This window comes from Rickettsia asiatica, from assembly GCF_007989425.1.
Lineage (GTDB): Bacteria > Pseudomonadota > Alphaproteobacteria > Rickettsiales > Rickettsiaceae > Rickettsia > Rickettsia helvetica.
On record NZ_AP019563.1, the window covers coordinates 1,199,218 to 1,216,075 of the forward strand.

Below are 16,858 nucleotides of genomic sequence, written 5' to 3' on the forward strand. Positions count from 1 at the left end.
CAATTATAATGACTAAATTACTAAAATTATTTTTTATTACTATCATCATTTTTAATAACATTGCTTTTGCAAAAGAAACAGGGTTTCATATAGGAGCAGAAGGCGGAATAGTTGAACCAGTCGTTAGTAAATTCCGATATAAACACTCAAATACCGAAATAATTTTAAAAAAATCAAGTATGTATAGTGGGAAAATAGGCTATATAATATATCCACAGGTAGCTATTGAATTCTCAGCAACTTATCAACCTAAATATCGTCTGCATTACGTATTACCTCAGCAAAATTTAAGTAATGGTCTCACTATTCCTAAAATCCCAGGTAATACTACCGTATTATCAAATATATATATGCTAAATCTTATTTATGATTTAGAAAAAATAAAAACTTTCACACCTTTTGTAATACTTGGAGGTGGAATAGCACAAGTAAAAGTTAAGCCTACCTCTTCTAGGTGGAGTGTTATAAATAGCAATTATTTTAAAGTAAGAAGAACTCATAAAAATTGTGTTGCTTGGCAAGCAGGTCTTGGGATTTCACAAGATGTAACTTCAAATTTAAGTATTGATGCAACTGCAAAATTACAAACGGCATATAGAGTAAGAATTAATTATGATATGCTTGATATGAAAACGGGGCAATTCGTGCCGGCAAATCCTATCAAAAAAACTATAGCCGTTGGAGAATTTGGTGTAGGATTTACTTATAGATTGCCATTTTAATAATTCTGTGAAATATTTATATGAAAGCTGCAATGTCATCCTGCGGCTTGACCGCGGGATCTCAGGACACAGCCTATGATACAAGATCCCGCGGTCAAGCCGCAGGATGACACGAATAATCCAACTATATAAGGAAAAAATATGTCCCCAAAAGCTACTAACTCTTCTTCTACCCCTAACGGTCATGATAAGACGGCAAAAAAAACACATTCCGTACAATCCGTTGTTAACGGTGCGGTTTCAGATCATAACACTTATGATGAAGTGCCGTATGAAAGCTACCCATATGCTCTTACAAATCCTTATCACTTAAGTACACTTGCAACTCTTTTCGGTGTAAATGCTCCTGAAGTCGAGAATGCAAAAATATTAGAGCTTGGTTGTGCAGCAGGCGGTAATTTAATACCACACGCAGTTCTTTATCCAAAAGCTCATTTTGTTGGGGTTGATTTGTCTAAGGTACAAATTGACGAAGCAAATAAAAATGTTAAAGAACTAGGATTAAAAAATATAGAGTTCCATCATTGTTCGATAACCGATATTGATGATTCTTTCGGTAAGTTTGATTATATAATTTGCCATGGCGTAATTTCTTGGGTGCCAAAAACCGTTAGAGATAAAATTTTTGAAGTTTGTAATAAAAATCTTAGCCCAAACGGAATAGCATATATTAGCTATAATACATTACCCGGATGGAATATGGTCCGTACTATTAGAGATATGATGATGTATCATTCTAGCTCATTTGCAAATGTACGGGATAGAATAGCGCAATCTAGATTATTACTAGAATTTGTTAAGGATAGCTTAGAAAACTCTAAAACTCCTTATGCAGAAGTATTAAAAACCGAAGCAGGGCTACTTGCTAAACAAACCGATCATTATTTACGTCATGATCATTTAGAAGAAGAAAATGCTCAATTCTACTTCCATGAATTTATGAATGAGGCAAGAAAACACAATTTACAATATTTAGCCGATTGTAATCTTTCGACTATGTATCTCGGTAATATGCCGCCAAAAGTAGTAGAGCAGTTAAAAGCGGTGAACGATATAGTTAGAACTGAACAATATATGGATTTCATTACGAATCGTCGTTTTAGAACCACTTTACTATGTCATAGTGATGTGAAAATTAATAGAAATATTAACAATGATGATATAACGAAATTTAATATAATCTTTAATATAGTGCCTGAAAAACCACTCAAAGAAGTAGATCTTAATAATGCTTCTGAAAATTTAAAATTCTTCTTAAACGGTAATAAAGACTCTAACTTAACAACTAGTTCGCCTTATATGAAAGCTATTTTATACACTTTCAGCGAAAATCTAAATAATCCGTTAAGCTTTGAGAAAATAACTGCTGAAGCTAATAAAAAGCTATATAATACTAAATTAAACGAAATCAAAGCTGAGCTTTTAAATAATGCAATGAAGCTAGTACTACAAGGTTATATTAGTATTACAAATCAGAAGCATCGAAATAACCCTGAGCTTGATAAGCCTAAAACAACAAAAATGGTGATACATCAAGCAACCCATACACCTTCTATGTGGGTTACAAATTTAAAACATGAACCGATCGGCGTTAATTTCTTTGAGAAGTTTGCACTTAGATATATGGATGGTAAACATGATAAAAAAGCAATCATTGAGGCTGTGCTTAGTCATGTAGAAAAAGGCGAGCTAACTTTAAGTAAAGAAGGTCAAAAAGTAGAAAACAAGGAAGAAATACGCAAAGAACTAGAAAGCTTATTTACTCCGATGATCGAGAAATTTTCTTCTAATGCTATGTTGGTTTAGCCAATTTATACTCTGTCATACCGTGGTCTTGCCACGGTATCCATGATACTAAACAAAAATTATTTATTGATTCTCCTACGCCAATAGCGTATAATTATTATGAGTAAAAAACTGATTTCAGTTGTTGAGCTTCCAGAGTTTCAAAAATTTGCTAAGAATAATTTAAACGAAAAAGAATGCTTTGAAATAATACATTATATTGCTGCTAATCCTGACCAAGGTGATATAATCAAAGGCACCGGAGGTATAAGAAAATTACGATTTGCTTTAAGTAGTATAATAAAGGTAAAAGTGGCGGTATAAGAATAATTTATTTTTACTACAATGAAAATATGCCGGTATTTTTAATAACCGGTTTTATAAAAAGTAAGATGGAAAATATTAATCATGATAGTTGTAATGAATTAAAAAAACTAATTGAAGAATTGGTAAAATTATATGTCGGAAGAGGCAAAAATGAATAATACAAATACTAATCAAACCGAAAAAAGTATATTAATTGGAATGCAAGAGGCTGTTTTATACGCTAAAGGAAAATTAAAAGCAAATAAACATGATATAAAATTATCTAATATAGACGTGCATGAAGTAAGAGATAAGTTAAAATTAACACAACAACAATTTGCTACAACATTTGGAGTTAGTGTTGCAACTTTAAGAAACTGGGAACAAGGCAGAAGATTACCTACCGGAGCCGCAAAATTACTTCTTAAGATTATTGAGAAAGAACCTAATGTTGTAAAACGAGTTTTATGCGGATAGAATAGAGTTAAAGCTGTATCATATAATAATACTCCTTGAAATGAAGAGTTGATATATGAAGTTCAACTTGCAAAAGAGCAGGGAGTCTGTAAGCCGAGGAGTGGAGCGTATACTAAATACGTGAGTATCCGAGGACTTACAAAGACGACGCAGCCAATTTTGCAAGTTCAACGAGTATATCATGTTCATATTTTTTTATTTATTTGCAACATTAATAACTATCAGTAGCTTATGCGTTGTTTTAAGCAAAAATTCCATATATTCGGTATTATGGTTAATTTTTGCATTTATCAACGGTGCAGGGCTTATGATTTTGCTTGGAGCAGAATTTTTAGCTATGATGCTGATAGTGATTTATGTTGGAGCTGTAGCAGTATTATTTCTATTTGTGATAATGATGCTAGATATGCATTTTAATAAGACAATAACACAGTTAAAAGAAAATCTTGCTTTAAGTATTTTTATAGCTTTAATAATGTTTGCTGATTTAGTAACAATTATTTTACTTGGCACTAAAAATATTAATTTCAGTTCGGATGTATCGTTTGTCATAACAAATAATATCTCAAATACTAAAGCAATAGGTAACGTGCTTTACACTGAATTTATGCTACCGTTTCAAATGGCGGGACTTATCTTATTTGTCGCTATGATTGCATGTATTACTTTAACGCTAAAGAAACGTGAAGGAGTAAAACGTCAAGAGATTGTAAAACAACTGCGGCACAATAAAGAAAATACCGTATTAATGACAAAGCCTATTCTAAATAAAGGTGTTGAGAATATTAAATATGAATGAATATATTTCGCTTAATCATTATTTAATCTTAAGCAGCTTAGTTTTTACTATCGGGATGTTTGGATTATTTATGCATCGCAAAAATATTATCAATATATTAATGTCCATTGAGCTAATGCTACTTGCAGTCAATATAAATTTTGTTGCATTTTCCGTATATATGCAAGAATTATCGGGACAAATTTTTAGTATTATAATCTTAACCGTAGCAGCTGCCGAAACTTCAATCGGGCTTGCGATATTACTAATATATTTCCGTAATAAAGGCTCAATTGAAATTACCGACATTAATCAGATGAGGGGGTAATGATGTATCAAAGTCTTGCCATAATGATCATCATGTTACCGCTTGCCTCTGCAATAATAAACGGCTTATTCGTAAGGATAATAGATAAAAAATTAGCTCAAATAATTGCAACCGGTTTTTTATCTTTATCTGCCTTATTCTCATTAATAATATTTTGTGATGCGGGCTTAGACGGGAATATTATCCATATAAAATTATTCCCGTGGATTGAGGTTGGAAATTTTAAAGTAAATTGGTCTATTTATGTAGATCAGCTCACTAGCATAATGTTTATAGCCGTAACATGGGTGTCAAGCGTCGTGCATATCTACTCGCTTGGCTATATGGCCGAAGATAAGGGGGTTGTACGCTTCTTGTCTTTTCTTTCTTTATTTACTTTCTTTATGTTAATGCTAGTGTCTAGCGATAATTTCTTACAGTTATTTTTCGGTTGGGAGGGCGTCGGCGTTTGCTCATATTTACTAATCGGATTTTGGTATTCAAAAGAATCAGCCAATAAAGCAGCGATTAAAGCTTTTATAACAAATAGAGCCAGCGATTTTGCTTTTATCTTAGGCGTAATAACGATCATTGTTTATTGTGGTTCGGCAAATTACAAAGATGTATTTTCATCTGCAGAATTATTATCTAATACAAAAATATTATTACAGTTTTCTATTCTAGATATTATTTGTTTATTATTATTTATCGGTTGCATGGGTAAATCTGCACAGATCGGTTTACATGTATGGCTTCCTGATGCGATGGAAGGACCGACTCCGGTATCCGCACTTATTCATGCAGCAACCATGGTAACGGCAGGAGTATTCTTAGTAGCACGCTGCTCGTATTTGTTTGAATATAGCCTTTTAGTTCTACAATTTATTACGATTATCGGCGGTGTTACTTGTCTTTTTGCAGCAAGCATTGCTATTATGCAAAGCGATATCAAGAAGATTATTGCTTACTCTACCTGTAGCCAGCTTGGTTATATGTTTATGGCTTGCGGGGTATCTGCCTATAATAGCGGGATATTTCACTTAGTAACTCATGCTTTTTTCAAAGCATTATTATTCTTATCTGCAGGTAGCGTAATACATGCCGTTCACGAGCAGGATATATTTAAAATGGGGGCTTTAAGAAATAAGATGCCGATAACTTATGGAAACTTCTTAATTGGCTCACTTGCACTAATAGGGATTTACCCTTTGGCAGGGTTTTATTCTAAAGACTCGATTTTAGAAGCAGCTTATAGTAGCGGATCATTTATGTTTATTTTTGGAATAGCTGCTGCAATACTTACTGCTATTTATTCAATGAAAATTATTATGTTGGTATTTCATGGCAAAACTAAGCTAGAAAAAGATGTTTTTGAACATGCCCATGAACCGGCTAAAGTAATGAATAATCCCCTTATATTACTGGTAGCAGGGAGCTTTTTTAGCGGTATGATCGGTTATTATTTACTTTCTATGGATAAACCGAACGGCTATTTCCATGAAAGCCTATTTAATTTACATATTTATAAACTACTAATTAGCCATCCGCCTTTGTATATAAAATTACTACCTATGGCAGTTGGCATAGTAGGGATTATTACGGGAATTTACTTATATAAGTCAAGTACTTTTATGTCATTCCTGCCTTCTTCTATGTCATTCCCGCAAAAGCGGGAATCCAGTAAAAATATTAAAAAAGACTGGATACCGCTACAAGCTCGCGGTATTACATTCATATCCAACATATTACGCAATAAATATTACTTCGACGAGATATATAATTTCTTAATTGTGAAGCCTATTAACTGCCTAGCCCATTTATTTTATCTTGGTGATCAGAAAATAATCGATCGTTTTGGACCAAACGGTTTTTCACAAGTCGTTAATTGCTTTAGCGTTCTTACTGGCAAAACACAAACAGGATATGTTTTTAATTATGCTTTGTATATAGTATCGTTTATTGTTGTAACAATTAGTTATTTTGTTTGGAAAGGCTAATGTACTGATGTTATTTGCGTTAAAAACTAAAACTGTCATTGCAAGCCGTAGGCTGCGTGGCAATCTCATGAAGTAATAACAAACTCCTGAGATTGCTTCGTCAATTACTTCGTAATTTTCCTCGCAATGACGGAAAAAAACTCATAAAATCTTAAAAGAATGTTAGAATTACCTATTATATCTATCAGTATTTTTCTGCCGCTAATAAGCGTGCTATATATTTTGCTGTTTATTAGTCAAAGTAAAAAAGCAGATAAACCGATATATGTAATGTATGTTGCGGTGCTTAGTTCTGTTTTAACATTCATCTCAACTATTTATATTTTAATAGAGTTTGACTCCTCAAACCCCGCTTATCAATTTGTCGAACGCTACGCTTGGCTTGATAAAATCGGGCTTGAATTTCATGTAGGTGTTGACGGTATATCAATATTTTTTGTGGCTCTAACTTCTTTCCTTACTCTTATTTGTATAATCGGAAGCTTATTTACTGTTAAAAAATATATCAAAGAATATTTAGTATGTTTTTTATTAATGGAATCTTTTTGTATAGGAGCATTTACCTCAGTAAATTTATTATTATTCTATCTCTTTTTTGAAGCAATATTAGTACCTATGTATATTATTATCGGCGTATGGGGAGGCGAAAATAGAATATATGCTGCTCTTAAATTCTTCTTATATACTTTCTTCGGCTCAGTATTTTTCCTACTTTCATTAATTTATATTTATAGCAAAATTCATAGTTTTGATTTAACCTATATCTTTCAGCTTACCGATAATATTCCATTATTTGCTCAGCACATTTTATGGTGGGCTATCTTTATTGCTTTTGCCGTTAAAATCCCTATGATTCCGTTTCATACTTGGCTACCCGATGCACACGTACAAGCTCCAACCAGCGGCTCGGTTATTCTTGCCGGTATTTTATTAAAACTCGGCGGTTACGGTTTTTTAAGAGTATTACTACTGCTATTCCCTAATGCATCACAAGAATTTGCAATTTACATAATTTACCTTAGCGTTATTGCTATAATATACGCATCACTTGTTGCTCTTGCTCAAAAAGATATGAAGAAGATGATAGCATATTCATCTATTGCACATATGGGATATGTTACGATAGGCATTTTTAGCTTTACTGAAGCCGGAGTTAGTGGAGCAATATTTCAAATGCTTAGCCATGGCGTGATTTCTTCATGTCTATTCTTAATAGTTGGTACTTTGTACGAAAGATTGCATACAAAAGAAATAGCTAAATATGGTGGTGTAGCAAGTAAAATGCCTGTGCTTGCCACATTGTTTATGATTGCAATGCTCGGCTCTGTCGGGCTACCTGGTACTAGCGGATTCATCGGAGAGTTTTCAAGCCTGCTTGGGATTTATAAGGTAAATGTAATAGCAACCTTTATAGCAGCTCTCGGTATAATTCTTGGGGCGGTTTACATGCTGAAATTATACAAAGAGGTTATGCTAGGCGAAATTACCAATAAAGAAATCATGCATTTCAGAGATTTATATAAATACGAAATAATCTCAATAGCTCCTTTAATACTACTAATTATTTACTTTGGTCTAGTGCCGAATTCTATTTTAAATGTATTTCGTTTATCGATAGAGAATTTGCTAGTTAGATTTTGAAAAATTAGCGTCATTGCGAGGAAATTTACAATAGTAAATTGACGAAGCAATCCAGTTAAAAATGCTAATCTTTAGCATTTTTATTATTTTTCCTAGATTGCCGCAGCCACTTCATGGCTTCGCAATGACGACTTAGGTATCCAGGCAGGAATGATATAGTAACAAGGACATGCTATCACTTCATCAATTACAATTTAATATTAGAGACCTTTCCAAATTCGCTTATAGAGAGGAATTTGAAGAAAACACGGAACGCAGCACCGCAGCGTACAAAAAAGTACGTGAGGATGCGAGTACCGGATTGACGTACAAATTGCCTCTAGAAGTAGAATTTGGAAAGGTCTCTATAGAACAAAGAAATTTATTTGATCTAAATATTACTTTTCTTCCTTCTTCTATCACCTATATAAAAGGAGCTAACGGTTGCGGTAAAAGCTCGCTGCTACGAATGATAGCAGGAATTATGCAATCAAGCAGCGGTAATATTTACTATAAAAATAGTAATATTAACAATATCGCTAAACCTTACTGCAATTATATCGGTCATAATTTAGGGCTAAAACTCGAAATGACTGTTTTTGAGAATCTAAAATTTTGGTCGGAAATTTATAATTCCGCCGAAACCCTATATGCTGCTATTCATTACTTCAAATTATACGACTTATTAGATGAAAAATGCTATAGCTTGTCTAGCGGAATGCAGAAAATCGTAGCCGTATCAAGGCTTATTGCGTGCCAATCTGACTTATGGTTACTTGATGAAGTTGAAACTAATTTAAGCAAAGAAAATAGGGATTTACTAAATAATTTAATTGTCATGAAAGCAAATAGCGGTGGTATTGTTCTTCTATCCTCTCATCTAGAAAGTTCTATAAAATCTGCACAGACATTACAACTGGATTAATTATTATTGTTTTGCGTATTTTTATAGATCTTCCAATGTACAATAAAAAATACAAGGCTAACTATAATCAAAATTGAACAATTAATTATTGTACTTACAGCACGTGCTTTAGTAACTTCCATATATTTCATTCTTATAACTAATTCTCTTTTCTTCTAGCTCTTTTTGGAGGCAACCCTTTTTTAATTGTTCATATAAATCCTTATCATATGATTTTAGCTTTAAATATTGCTCATTAGTACTATATTTATGAGTTCCTCTTTTTATTAGTATATTCCGGTAGGGAATAATGTAATGAATGCATTAAATGTAATAGAGAGCGTTATCAATAAAACTATAGTAGTAACAAAATAAACTACCATACTATAAATTTGCTTTATAAACATAATTTTTTAATTTTTATAATTATTTATAATTAAGAGAATAAAAGTCAAAAAAAAGAAAAGCAATAATTAAATTACAAAGGTTTATGAAATTTCGCATACAAAGTTCGAGATTTCATGGTATGTTTTTTTAATTTAACTTTTTTGAAATGAACCTGTTAACAGAATCACAATAGCATAATACGTATATATTCCGAATAAATGAAGAGTAATTAAACGAGTATATTACCTATACTCGTAATCTTTGTGTAGTTTACTAGCAAGTGCTTGCTCCCATCTATCGCCATTTTGCAGTAATCTTTCTTTATCGTAAATAAGTGCAGTATGAGTTAGGCTTGCAAACTCAAAATTAGGACCTTCAACTATTGCGTCTACAGGGCAAGCTTCCTGACACAATCCACAATAAATGCATTTTGTCATATCTATATCATAACGTGTGGTATGTCTACTGCTGTCATCTCGTTCGTCAGCTTCAATCACTATCGCTTGTGCCGGACAAATCGCTTCACAGAGTTTACAAGCAATGCAGCGTTCTGTACCGTTTTCATAGCGACGCAGTGCATGCTCACCCTTAAATCGTGGACTAACAGGACTTTTTTCATAAGGATAATTGATTGTAACTTTAGCTTTGAAAAAATATCTCAAAGTCAAAGCCATCCCCCTTACTATCTCATATAGAAAAAACGATTTTAAATAGTTTATCATAAAATTTATATATTAAAGATCAATGTCATTCCTTCGGAAAGATGTTGTTACACGGATTAAAAAACACGTTCGGTGTCATACCACAGCTTGACCACGGTATCCAGAAAAACAATTTAAACTACTAATAATATTAGTAGTTTAAGCTGGATCCCGCGATCAAGTCGCGGGGGGGGGGATGACAGAGGCGAAACCGATCCATGCAATAAAGCCGATCAAGTTAGTTAGGGTGATACCTAAATACTCGGCAAATTATCGGTATATATAAGTACGCTTGACACTAACACCACCCAAAATAAAGTTAGAGGCAAAAATACTTTCCAGCCAAGTCGCATTAATTGATCATAACGATATCTTGGTAAGGTTGCTCTAATCCATAAAAAGCAGAATAATAAGAATCCGACCTTAAATACAAACCAAAAGAACCCTGGAATACAATCTAACCACGATATATTAAACGGCGGTAAATAACCTCCTAAAAAGAAAGTAGTAGTCATTGCACTAACTAATATCATATTAGCATATTCACCTAGAAAAAATAAAGCAAATCCCATAGAGGAATATTCAACATTATAGCCGGCAACTAGTTCTGATTCTGCTTCAGGTAAATCAAAAGGTAATCTATTTGTTTCGGCAAGCACCGAGATAAAAAACACGACGCCCATAGGTAGTAGCATCAAATCAATCCACCACGGCATTGTTCTTTGTGCTTCAATGATCCCACTTAAATTGAGAGTACCGGTAGTAAGTAGCACGGTAATAATAACCAGCCCCATCGATACTTCATAAGAAATCATTTGAGCAGATGAGCGTATAGCACCAAGGAATGCATATTTTGAGTTACTAGCCCAACCGGCAATAATAATGCCGTAAACACTTAAAGAGGATATAGCAAGGATATATAAAACACCGACATTAATGTCTGCAAGCACTACGCCTTTTGCAAAAGGTATAACTGCCCAGCCGATTAAACTTAATATAAAAGTTATCATCGGTGCTAAAATAAATAATATTTTATCGGAATTAGTAGGAATTATCGGTTCTTTGAATAAGAGCTTAACCGCATCGGCAATAGGCTGAAGTAATCCAAACGGACCGACAACGTTAGGTCCTCGTCGGAGCTGCATTAATCCAATAACACGACGCTCTGCATATGTTAAATACGCAACACACAATATTAAAGGGATAGTGATCGCCACTACCTTTAGAGCGATTATAATTAACGGGAAAATATATTCAAAAAAGAGTTCTGTCATATTTCATTGTCATCCCGCGACTTGATCGCAGGGATCTAAGCAAAATTATAATATCTTCATATAAATCATGCCAATTAGGGTTGTTAGCTTCGATTAAAGCGTTTCTCACGACTAATTGCTAGATTAATATTATTAAACTGTTCAAAATAAATTAATTTATTTAAATTATATTTTGTAGTAAATCCCTTTATTATTTTTTGTTTATGCTGCCAAACACGTTTTATAACATCAGAAGTAACACCTATATATATAAGTACCATCATATTTATTTGAAAGTATATAAACATAGTATTCTTTCATTTTTATTTTTTAATTATTAGATCCCGCGATCAAGTCGCGGGATGACAAAATTTCCTCTTGCTTCCTTAGCCTCAACGCACTTAGCCATAGTTACTGAATTTTTACTAATCACGTCTGTTATATAATAATTAATAGGTTCTGCAGTTATAGGCTCTTTTAATAACTTATCTTTAGAGCTAAATTTAGTAAATTTATTCTCTGTAATTTTATCAATACTAGCAAATATCTTATATTCTTTAGCAAGCTTGGCTCTTACTTCTTGCAAATTATCCATTCCGATATCTATTTTTAGATAACCGGCAAGCTCTTTAATAATTTCTATATCTGCTTTAGCTACGCCCACAGGTGCTACTGCTTTTTCTGCTATTTGCGGTCTACCTTCTAAATTTACGTAAATTCCGCTCTGCTCGGTATAAGCAGCCGCAGGTAAAATTACGTCAGCACTGCTAGCCCCTGCATCTCCGTGATGTCCTTGATATATTATAAAAGCTGATTTCAGCTTATCAAACGGGACTTCATCAGCTCCAAGCAGATAAGCGAGCTCCAGCTCTTCAAGCTTAATAGGATTATTAAAACCGATGTCAAGACCGCCAACTATAGAAGCGTGATTATGCAATATATTAAAGCCTTTCCAATCATCATGCATAATATTATATTCAGCTACTATTTTATGAATAAGCGACAATATAGCATATCCGTCATCTCTTGCATATACGCCGTCACCCACTATAATCATCGGATATTTTGCTGCTTTTAAGACTTTCGTAAACTCATGAGTACCAATGGCTAGCTCCTCAATAATCTTAATATCACTTCCTAAATCCTGAATTCTATAAGTTTGATTATGTCCTTCACCTATTCTTGCTACTTTTAATAAACCTGTACGCACTCTTTGCCCTATTCGGCTATTTAATACCGGAGCTATCTGCCTTGGATTTGCTCCGATTAGTAAACATAAATCAGCCTTTTCTATGCCGGCAATAGTTGTATTAAATAAATAGTTTTCTCGCTCGCTTGTATCTATTTTATAATTAAACTGATTAACACTATAATTATTAGAGTCAAGCTTTTGCAGTAATGTTTTCAGTATAAACATTGCTTCAACAGACGTAAGAGAGCCGGCAATAGCAGCAATTTTCTCCGGTTTTACGGATTTAATTTTATCCGCTATCGTCTTTAAAGCTTCGCTCCAGCTAGCTTCTACTAATTTACCGTTTTTTCTGATATAAGGGCGATCTAAACGCTGATATTTCAAACCATCATAACTAAAACGGTTTTTATCAGAAAGCCACGCCTCATTTATTTCTTCATTAACACGAGGTAATATTCTCATTACCTCATCGCCTCTACTATCTATACGAATATTGGAGCCTTCGGCATCATGCATACCTATAGAATTTGTGTGCCTTAGCTCCCATTTACGGGCTTTAAAGGCATATGGCTTAGAGTTTAAAGCACCGACTGGACAAATATCGATCATATTACCGGAAATTTCAGAGTCTAAAGTTTGCTCTAAATAGGAAGTAATTTCCATATGTTCGCCTCGATGAATAGCCCCCATTTCTTCTATTCCTGCTATGTCACTCGCAAATCTAATGCATCTAGTGCATTGTATGCATCTCGTCATCGCTGTTTTAATCAGCGGTCCCATATATTTATCTTTAATAGATCTCTTATTTTCATGAAATCTATTAGTACCTTTGCCGTATCTAAAAGCCTGATCCTGCAAATCACACTCACCGCCTTGATCACAAATAGGGCAATCTAGAGGATGGTTAATAAGTAAAAACTCCATCACCCCTTCACGTGCTTTTTTTACCATAGGCGTATCGGTATGAATAACCATACCGTTACTTACCGGCATAGCACAAGAAGCTATAGGTTTTAGTGATTTTTCCATTTCAACCAAGCACATACGGCAATTACCGGCGATTTTTAGACGCTCATGATAACAAAAATGAGGGATTTCTTTGCCTACTTGTGTGCAGGCTTGATAAACGGTGCTACCTTCTGATACTTCTATTTCAGAACCGTCTATAGTAAGTTTTATCATTCTTATTTAATCCAATAAGTCATAGGGTTCAGATAAGCTTGATCTTTTATCATATACTTAAAACCGATAGCAACACGAAGTATATACCAAACAGCGAGTGCAAAGTATAATACTACTCCAATAATGATAAACGTAAATATGAAACATACAATCCACCCAAGAACTCCAAGACAAAAAGTACGAAATAGAAATACATAATGGCTGATAGCAAAATTATCACCTTTATCTTTATTAAGATATGCAAAAAATACTCCGATTAACGGTAATATCGGTGCTACTATCCCGCATAGATATAATATATATACCACTATTAAATTTTTCTTACCGCTCTCGGTATATTCTTTAAGATGCTTGTCCATATGTCTTTCCTTTGTTATTTTTATAGGAATGAGGCTTTTCGATGTCATTCCGTTGATCGCAGGAATCTACTTTGTCATACTGTGACTTGATCGCGGTATCTCAGGATACAGTCTGCGATACAAGATCCCGTGGTCAAGTCACGGGATGACACTCAATGTACTTCTTCACCCCTTCAAACTCTCCACCACAAAATGCATAATACTGCCGTGCTTTATATAATTTATCTCATTATCCGTAAATATTTGCAATATTAAATCGATTGTCCTTATTTCACCGGTTTGTTTTTTTATCACGCATTTAACAGGATTATAAGGTCTTATATTCTCGCTTAAGCCTATAATGTCAATAGTTTCTGAACCGTCTAACTTTAAATCTAACCTTGTATTATTGCTGGTAAAAGTTAGCGGTAAAATACCCATACCTACTAAATTTGAGCGATGTATTCGTTCAAAGCTCTCGGCAATCACTGCTTTTACACCAAGCAACTCAGGCCCTTTTGCCGCCCAGTCTCTAGATGAGCCGCTACCATATTCTTTACCTGCAAAAATCACTACCGGTACATCATGAGCTTTGTAGTCCATAGCTGCATCGTAAATAGTTTGCTGTATGCCGTTTAACTGGTTTACAGTAAAACCACCTTCTACACCTTTACACATTTCGTTTTTTATACGAATATTAGCAAATGTGCCACGCATCATCACTTCATGATTTCCTCTACGTGATCCGTAAGAATTGAAATCAAAAGGCTCTATATGATGGTCTGTTAAATATTTAGCAGCAGGGCTGGTTTTACTAATACTGCCTGCCGGCGAAATATGATCGGTAGTAATAGAATCACCGAAAATTGCTAGAATTCTTGCAGATTTTATGTCTTTTATACTATTCTCGCTGCCTATATCCTCAAAATAAGGCGGATTATTAATATAGGTACTATTCTTATCCCAATTATAATTAGAGCTAGTAGTAACCTGTAAATCTTTCCACTCTTTCGTTCCGCTAAATATATCAGAATATTTTTCTATAAACATAGAGGAATTAATTGAATTTGCAATAACTTCATCTATCTCTTCTTTGCTTGGCCAAATATCTTTTAAATAAATATTTTCTCCTATGGGCGTATTTGTTAGATCTATATTAAGAGTGCCGCTAAGTGCATATGCTACGACTAAAATAGGCGAACCGAGATAACTTGCTTTAGTAAGCGGATTAATTCGCCCTTCAAAATTCCTATTACCTGATAAAACGGAAGCAACAACTAGCCCGTTTTTGTTAATAGTTTCCTCTATTTCCGGATTTAGAGGTCCGGAATTACCGATGCAAGTAGTGCAGCCGTAACCTACTAGATTAAACCCTAATTCATCTAAATATTTATCAAGACCGCTAAGCTTCAAATATTCCGTTACGACTTTTGAACCAGGAGCAAGAGAAGTTTTAACCCAAGGCTTTACCTTTAATCCGTGTTCTAATGCTTTTTTAGCAAGAAGTGCGGCTCCAATCATAACGCTAGGATTTGAAGTATTAGTACAGCTAGTAATCGCTGCAATTACCACATGGCCGTTACCGATTTCGTAATTCTGGTTTGCTACGGCATATTTTTTATCAATGTCTTTATTTTCTAAAGCAAAATTTGGTAATTCATGTTTAAAATTACTTGCTACCTCGTTTAAGTTTACTCGATCTTGCGGATGTTTTGGACCGGCAAGTGAACTATGTACCGTAGATAAATCTAGCTCTAAAACCTCGGTATATTCTGCCTCATGCTCAAAATCATACCAAAGATTCTGCTCGGTTGCGTATTTCTCTACTAATTTGATTTGCGTTTTTTCTCTACCTGTTAGCTCTAGATATTTTATAGTTTCTTGATCAATCGGGAAAAAGCCGCAAGTAGCACCGTATTCAGGCGACATATTAGAAATGGTAGCACGATCGGCAATCGTTAGCTTTTTAAGCCCTTCACCGAAAAACTCAACAAACTTACCTACTACTTTCTTTTTCCGTAGCATTTCGGTAATAGTTAGAACTAGATCGGTCGCCGTGGCGACCACTGCTAACTTCCCAGTTAGCTTTACACCGATTACTTCCGGTAGAATCATAGTAAGCGGCTGTCCAAGTATTGCAGCTTCCGCCTCTATTCCGCCGACTCCCCAACCAAGTACCGATAACCCGTTTACCATAGTTGTATGGCTATCCGTTCCAACTAAACTATCAGGATAAAGGGTGCCGTCTTTATGCCACATAACTTTTGCTAAATATTCTAAATTTACCTGATGGCAAATACCCGTACCCGGCGGTACTACTTTGAAATTATTAAACGCTTGCTGTCCCCATTTAAGAAATGCATAACGCTCAATATTGCGTCTCATTTCCATTTGTACGTTTTTTTCAAATGAATCCTTAGCTGCATAAGAATCAACGCTTACTGAATGATCTATTACAAGATCAACAGGAATAAGCGGATTAATTTTTAACGGATCGCCTCCTATTTTCTTCATCGCATCACGCATAGCAGCCAAATCTACAATAGCAGGCACACCGGTAAAATCCTGCATCAAAACTCTTGCCGGCATAAAATCTATTTCCGCATCAGATTTTTTAGTTTTTAGCCATTCTTTAAATGCAAGTAAGTTTTGCTTTGAACCATTAGAACGTAATACATTCTCAAATAACACTCTTAAACTATATGGAAGTTTTTTTAAGGGAAGATCGATATCGCTTGCCGCTTTATTTATATCGTAAATTTTGTATGAAATATTATCGACTGATAACTCTTTTATATATTCTGAATTATGCACTTTTGACATTTGTTTCTCACTTAATTGTGTGGAATGAACATCGTCATTGCGAGCGACTAAAAGGAGCATGGCAATCTCAAGATGTTTAACTAGAT

Annotated in this window: 16 protein-coding genes and 1 pseudogene; 11 read left to right on the top strand and 6 right to left on the bottom strand. The window is 34.3% G+C overall.

Annotation, left to right across the window (positions count from 1 at the left end):
• Positions 1-8: 8 nt before the first annotated feature.
• The 11 genes and pseudogenes from RAS_RS07095 (at position 9) to ccmA (ending at position 8,917) form a co-directional block, all read left to right on the top strand.
• Positions 9-722, top strand: a complete 714-nt coding sequence (locus RAS_RS07095; RefSeq protein ID WP_147143551.1) for an outer membrane protein — start codon at positions 9-11, stop codon at positions 720-722.
• Positions 723-863: 141 nt separating this feature from the next.
• Positions 864-2,528 (top strand): methyltransferase regulatory domain-containing protein, encoded by a 1,665-nt coding sequence (locus RAS_RS07100; RefSeq protein ID WP_147143553.1) that lies wholly within the window; start codon positions 864-866, stop codon positions 2,526-2,528.
• Between the two features lie 99 nt (positions 2,529-2,627).
• On the top strand, positions 2,628-2,831 hold the full coding sequence (locus tag RAS_RS10190) for a hypothetical protein (protein ID WP_232049217.1): 204 nt from the start codon (positions 2,628-2,630) through the stop codon (positions 2,829-2,831).
• Positions 2,832-2,860: 29 nt separating this feature from the next.
• The gene (locus tag RAS_RS10195) at positions 2,861-2,992 is read left to right on the top strand and encodes a hypothetical protein (RefSeq protein WP_232049218.1); all 132 of its coding nucleotides are present in this window, start codon (positions 2,861-2,863) and stop codon (positions 2,990-2,992) included.
• Positions 2,985-3,290 carry a helix-turn-helix domain-containing protein gene (locus RAS_RS08830; protein ID WP_232049219.1) on the top strand — a complete coding sequence of 102 codons (306 nt, stop codon included), beginning with the start codon at positions 2,985-2,987 and terminating at the stop codon, positions 3,288-3,290. The genes RAS_RS10195 and RAS_RS08830 overlap by 8 nt, the downstream gene beginning before the upstream one ends.
• 181 nt (positions 3,291-3,471) lie before the next feature.
• Complete coding sequence (locus RAS_RS07115) at positions 3,472-4,089, top strand: NADH-quinone oxidoreductase subunit J (RefSeq protein ID WP_010421135.1); 618 nt, start codon at positions 3,472-3,474, stop codon at positions 4,087-4,089.
• Positions 4,082-4,396 (top strand): NADH-quinone oxidoreductase subunit NuoK, encoded by a 315-nt coding sequence (nuoK, locus tag RAS_RS07120; protein ID WP_010421133.1) that lies wholly within the window; start codon positions 4,082-4,084, stop codon positions 4,394-4,396. Before RAS_RS07115 ends, nuoK begins: the two co-directional genes overlap by 8 nt.
• On the top strand, positions 4,396-6,372 hold the full coding sequence (gene nuoL, locus RAS_RS07125; RefSeq protein ID WP_147143555.1) for an NADH-quinone oxidoreductase subunit L: 1,977 nt from the start codon (positions 4,396-4,398) through the stop codon (positions 6,370-6,372). Before nuoK ends, nuoL begins: the two co-directional genes overlap by 1 nt.
• Positions 6,373-6,531: 159 nt before the next feature.
• A complete protein-coding gene (locus tag RAS_RS07130; RefSeq protein WP_147143557.1) occupies positions 6,532-8,013 on the top strand; it encodes an NADH-quinone oxidoreductase subunit M in 1,482 nt (493 codons plus the stop codon).
• Between the two features lie 202 nt (positions 8,014-8,215).
• Positions 8,216-8,344: pseudogene (locus RAS_RS10200) on the top strand (palindromic element RPE1 domain-containing protein); the annotation flags it as partial.
• Positions 8,327-8,917: a heme ABC exporter ATP-binding protein CcmA gene (gene ccmA, locus RAS_RS07135; protein WP_232049371.1), complete on the top strand. Its 591-nt coding sequence runs from the start codon at positions 8,327-8,329 to the stop codon at positions 8,915-8,917. The pseudogene RAS_RS10200 and the gene ccmA, both read left to right, overlap by 18 nt.
• Before the next feature lie 608 nt (positions 8,918-9,525).
• Here ccmA and nuoI read toward each other — a convergent pair.
• The 6 genes from nuoI to acnA form a co-directional block, all read right to left on the bottom strand.
• Positions 9,526-10,005, bottom strand: a complete 480-nt coding sequence (nuoI, locus tag RAS_RS07140) for an NADH-quinone oxidoreductase subunit NuoI (RefSeq protein WP_147143561.1) — start codon at positions 10,003-10,005, stop codon at positions 9,526-9,528.
• Between the two features lie 233 nt (positions 10,006-10,238).
• A complete protein-coding gene (gene nuoH, locus RAS_RS07145) occupies positions 10,239-11,258 on the bottom strand; it encodes an NADH-quinone oxidoreductase subunit NuoH (RefSeq protein ID WP_147143563.1) in 1,020 nt (339 codons plus the stop codon).
• Positions 11,259-11,341: 83 nt separating this feature from the next.
• Positions 11,342-11,521: a GIY-YIG nuclease family protein gene (locus RAS_RS10205; protein WP_232049220.1), complete on the bottom strand. Its 180-nt coding sequence runs from the start codon at positions 11,519-11,521 to the stop codon at positions 11,342-11,344.
• 53 nt (positions 11,522-11,574) lie between these two features.
• Positions 11,575-13,611 (bottom strand): NADH-quinone oxidoreductase subunit NuoG, encoded by a 2,037-nt coding sequence (gene nuoG, locus RAS_RS07155; RefSeq protein ID WP_147143564.1) that lies wholly within the window; start codon positions 13,609-13,611, stop codon positions 11,575-11,577.
• A 2-nt stretch (positions 13,612-13,613) separates the two neighbouring features.
• Entirely contained in the window at positions 13,614-13,970 is a 357-nt protein-coding gene (locus tag RAS_RS07160; protein ID WP_010421113.1) for a DUF4870 family protein, read from the bottom strand.
• 165 nt (positions 13,971-14,135) lie between these two features.
• The gene (gene acnA / locus RAS_RS07165; protein ID WP_147143565.1) at positions 14,136-16,772 is read right to left on the bottom strand and encodes an aconitate hydratase AcnA; all 2,637 of its coding nucleotides are present in this window, start codon (positions 16,770-16,772) and stop codon (positions 14,136-14,138) included.
• Positions 16,773-16,858 lie beyond the last annotated feature (86 nt).

Excerpts from the sequence above, each read along its gene's own strand:
- RAS_RS10205 (WP_232049220.1), bottom strand. The coding sequence starts at position 11,521 with ATGATGGTACTTATATATATAGGTGTTACTTCTGATGTTATAAAACGT.
- RAS_RS10190 (WP_232049217.1), top strand. The coding sequence starts at position 2,628 with ATGAGTAAAAAACTGATTTCAGTTGTTGAGCTTCCAGAGTTTCAAAAA.
- RAS_RS07100 (WP_147143553.1), top strand. The coding sequence starts at position 864 with ATGTCCCCAAAAGCTACTAACTCTTCTTCTACCCCTAACGGTCATGAT.
- RAS_RS07130 (WP_147143557.1), top strand. The coding sequence starts at position 6,532 with ATGTTAGAATTACCTATTATATCTATCAGTATTTTTCTGCCGCTAATA.
- RAS_RS08830 (WP_232049219.1), top strand. The coding sequence starts at position 2,985 with ATGAATAATACAAATACTAATCAAACCGAAAAAAGTATATTAATTGGA.
- RAS_RS07095 (WP_147143551.1), top strand. The coding sequence starts at position 9 with ATGACTAAATTACTAAAATTATTTTTTATTACTATCATCATTTTTAAT.
- RAS_RS10195 (WP_232049218.1), top strand. The coding sequence starts at position 2,861 with ATGCCGGTATTTTTAATAACCGGTTTTATAAAAAGTAAGATGGAAAAT.
- RAS_RS07160 (WP_010421113.1), bottom strand. The coding sequence starts at position 13,970 with ATGGACAAGCATCTTAAAGAATATACCGAGAGCGGTAAGAAAAATTTA.
- nuoH (WP_147143563.1), bottom strand. The coding sequence starts at position 11,258 with ATGACAGAACTCTTTTTTGAATATATTTTCCCGTTAATTATAATCGCT.
- nuoI (WP_147143561.1), bottom strand. The coding sequence starts at position 10,005 with ATGATAAACTATTTAAAATCGTTTTTTCTATATGAGATAGTAAGGGGG.
- RAS_RS07115 (WP_010421135.1), top strand. The coding sequence starts at position 3,472 with ATGTTCATATTTTTTTATTTATTTGCAACATTAATAACTATCAGTAGC.
- acnA (WP_147143565.1), bottom strand. The coding sequence starts at position 16,772 with ATGTCAAAAGTGCATAATTCAGAATATATAAAAGAGTTATCAGTCGAT.
- nuoL (WP_147143555.1), top strand. The coding sequence starts at position 4,396 with ATGATGTATCAAAGTCTTGCCATAATGATCATCATGTTACCGCTTGCC.
- nuoK (WP_010421133.1), top strand. The coding sequence starts at position 4,082 with ATGAATGAATATATTTCGCTTAATCATTATTTAATCTTAAGCAGCTTA.
- nuoG (WP_147143564.1), bottom strand. The coding sequence starts at position 13,611 with ATGATAAAACTTACTATAGACGGTTCTGAAATAGAAGTATCAGAAGGT.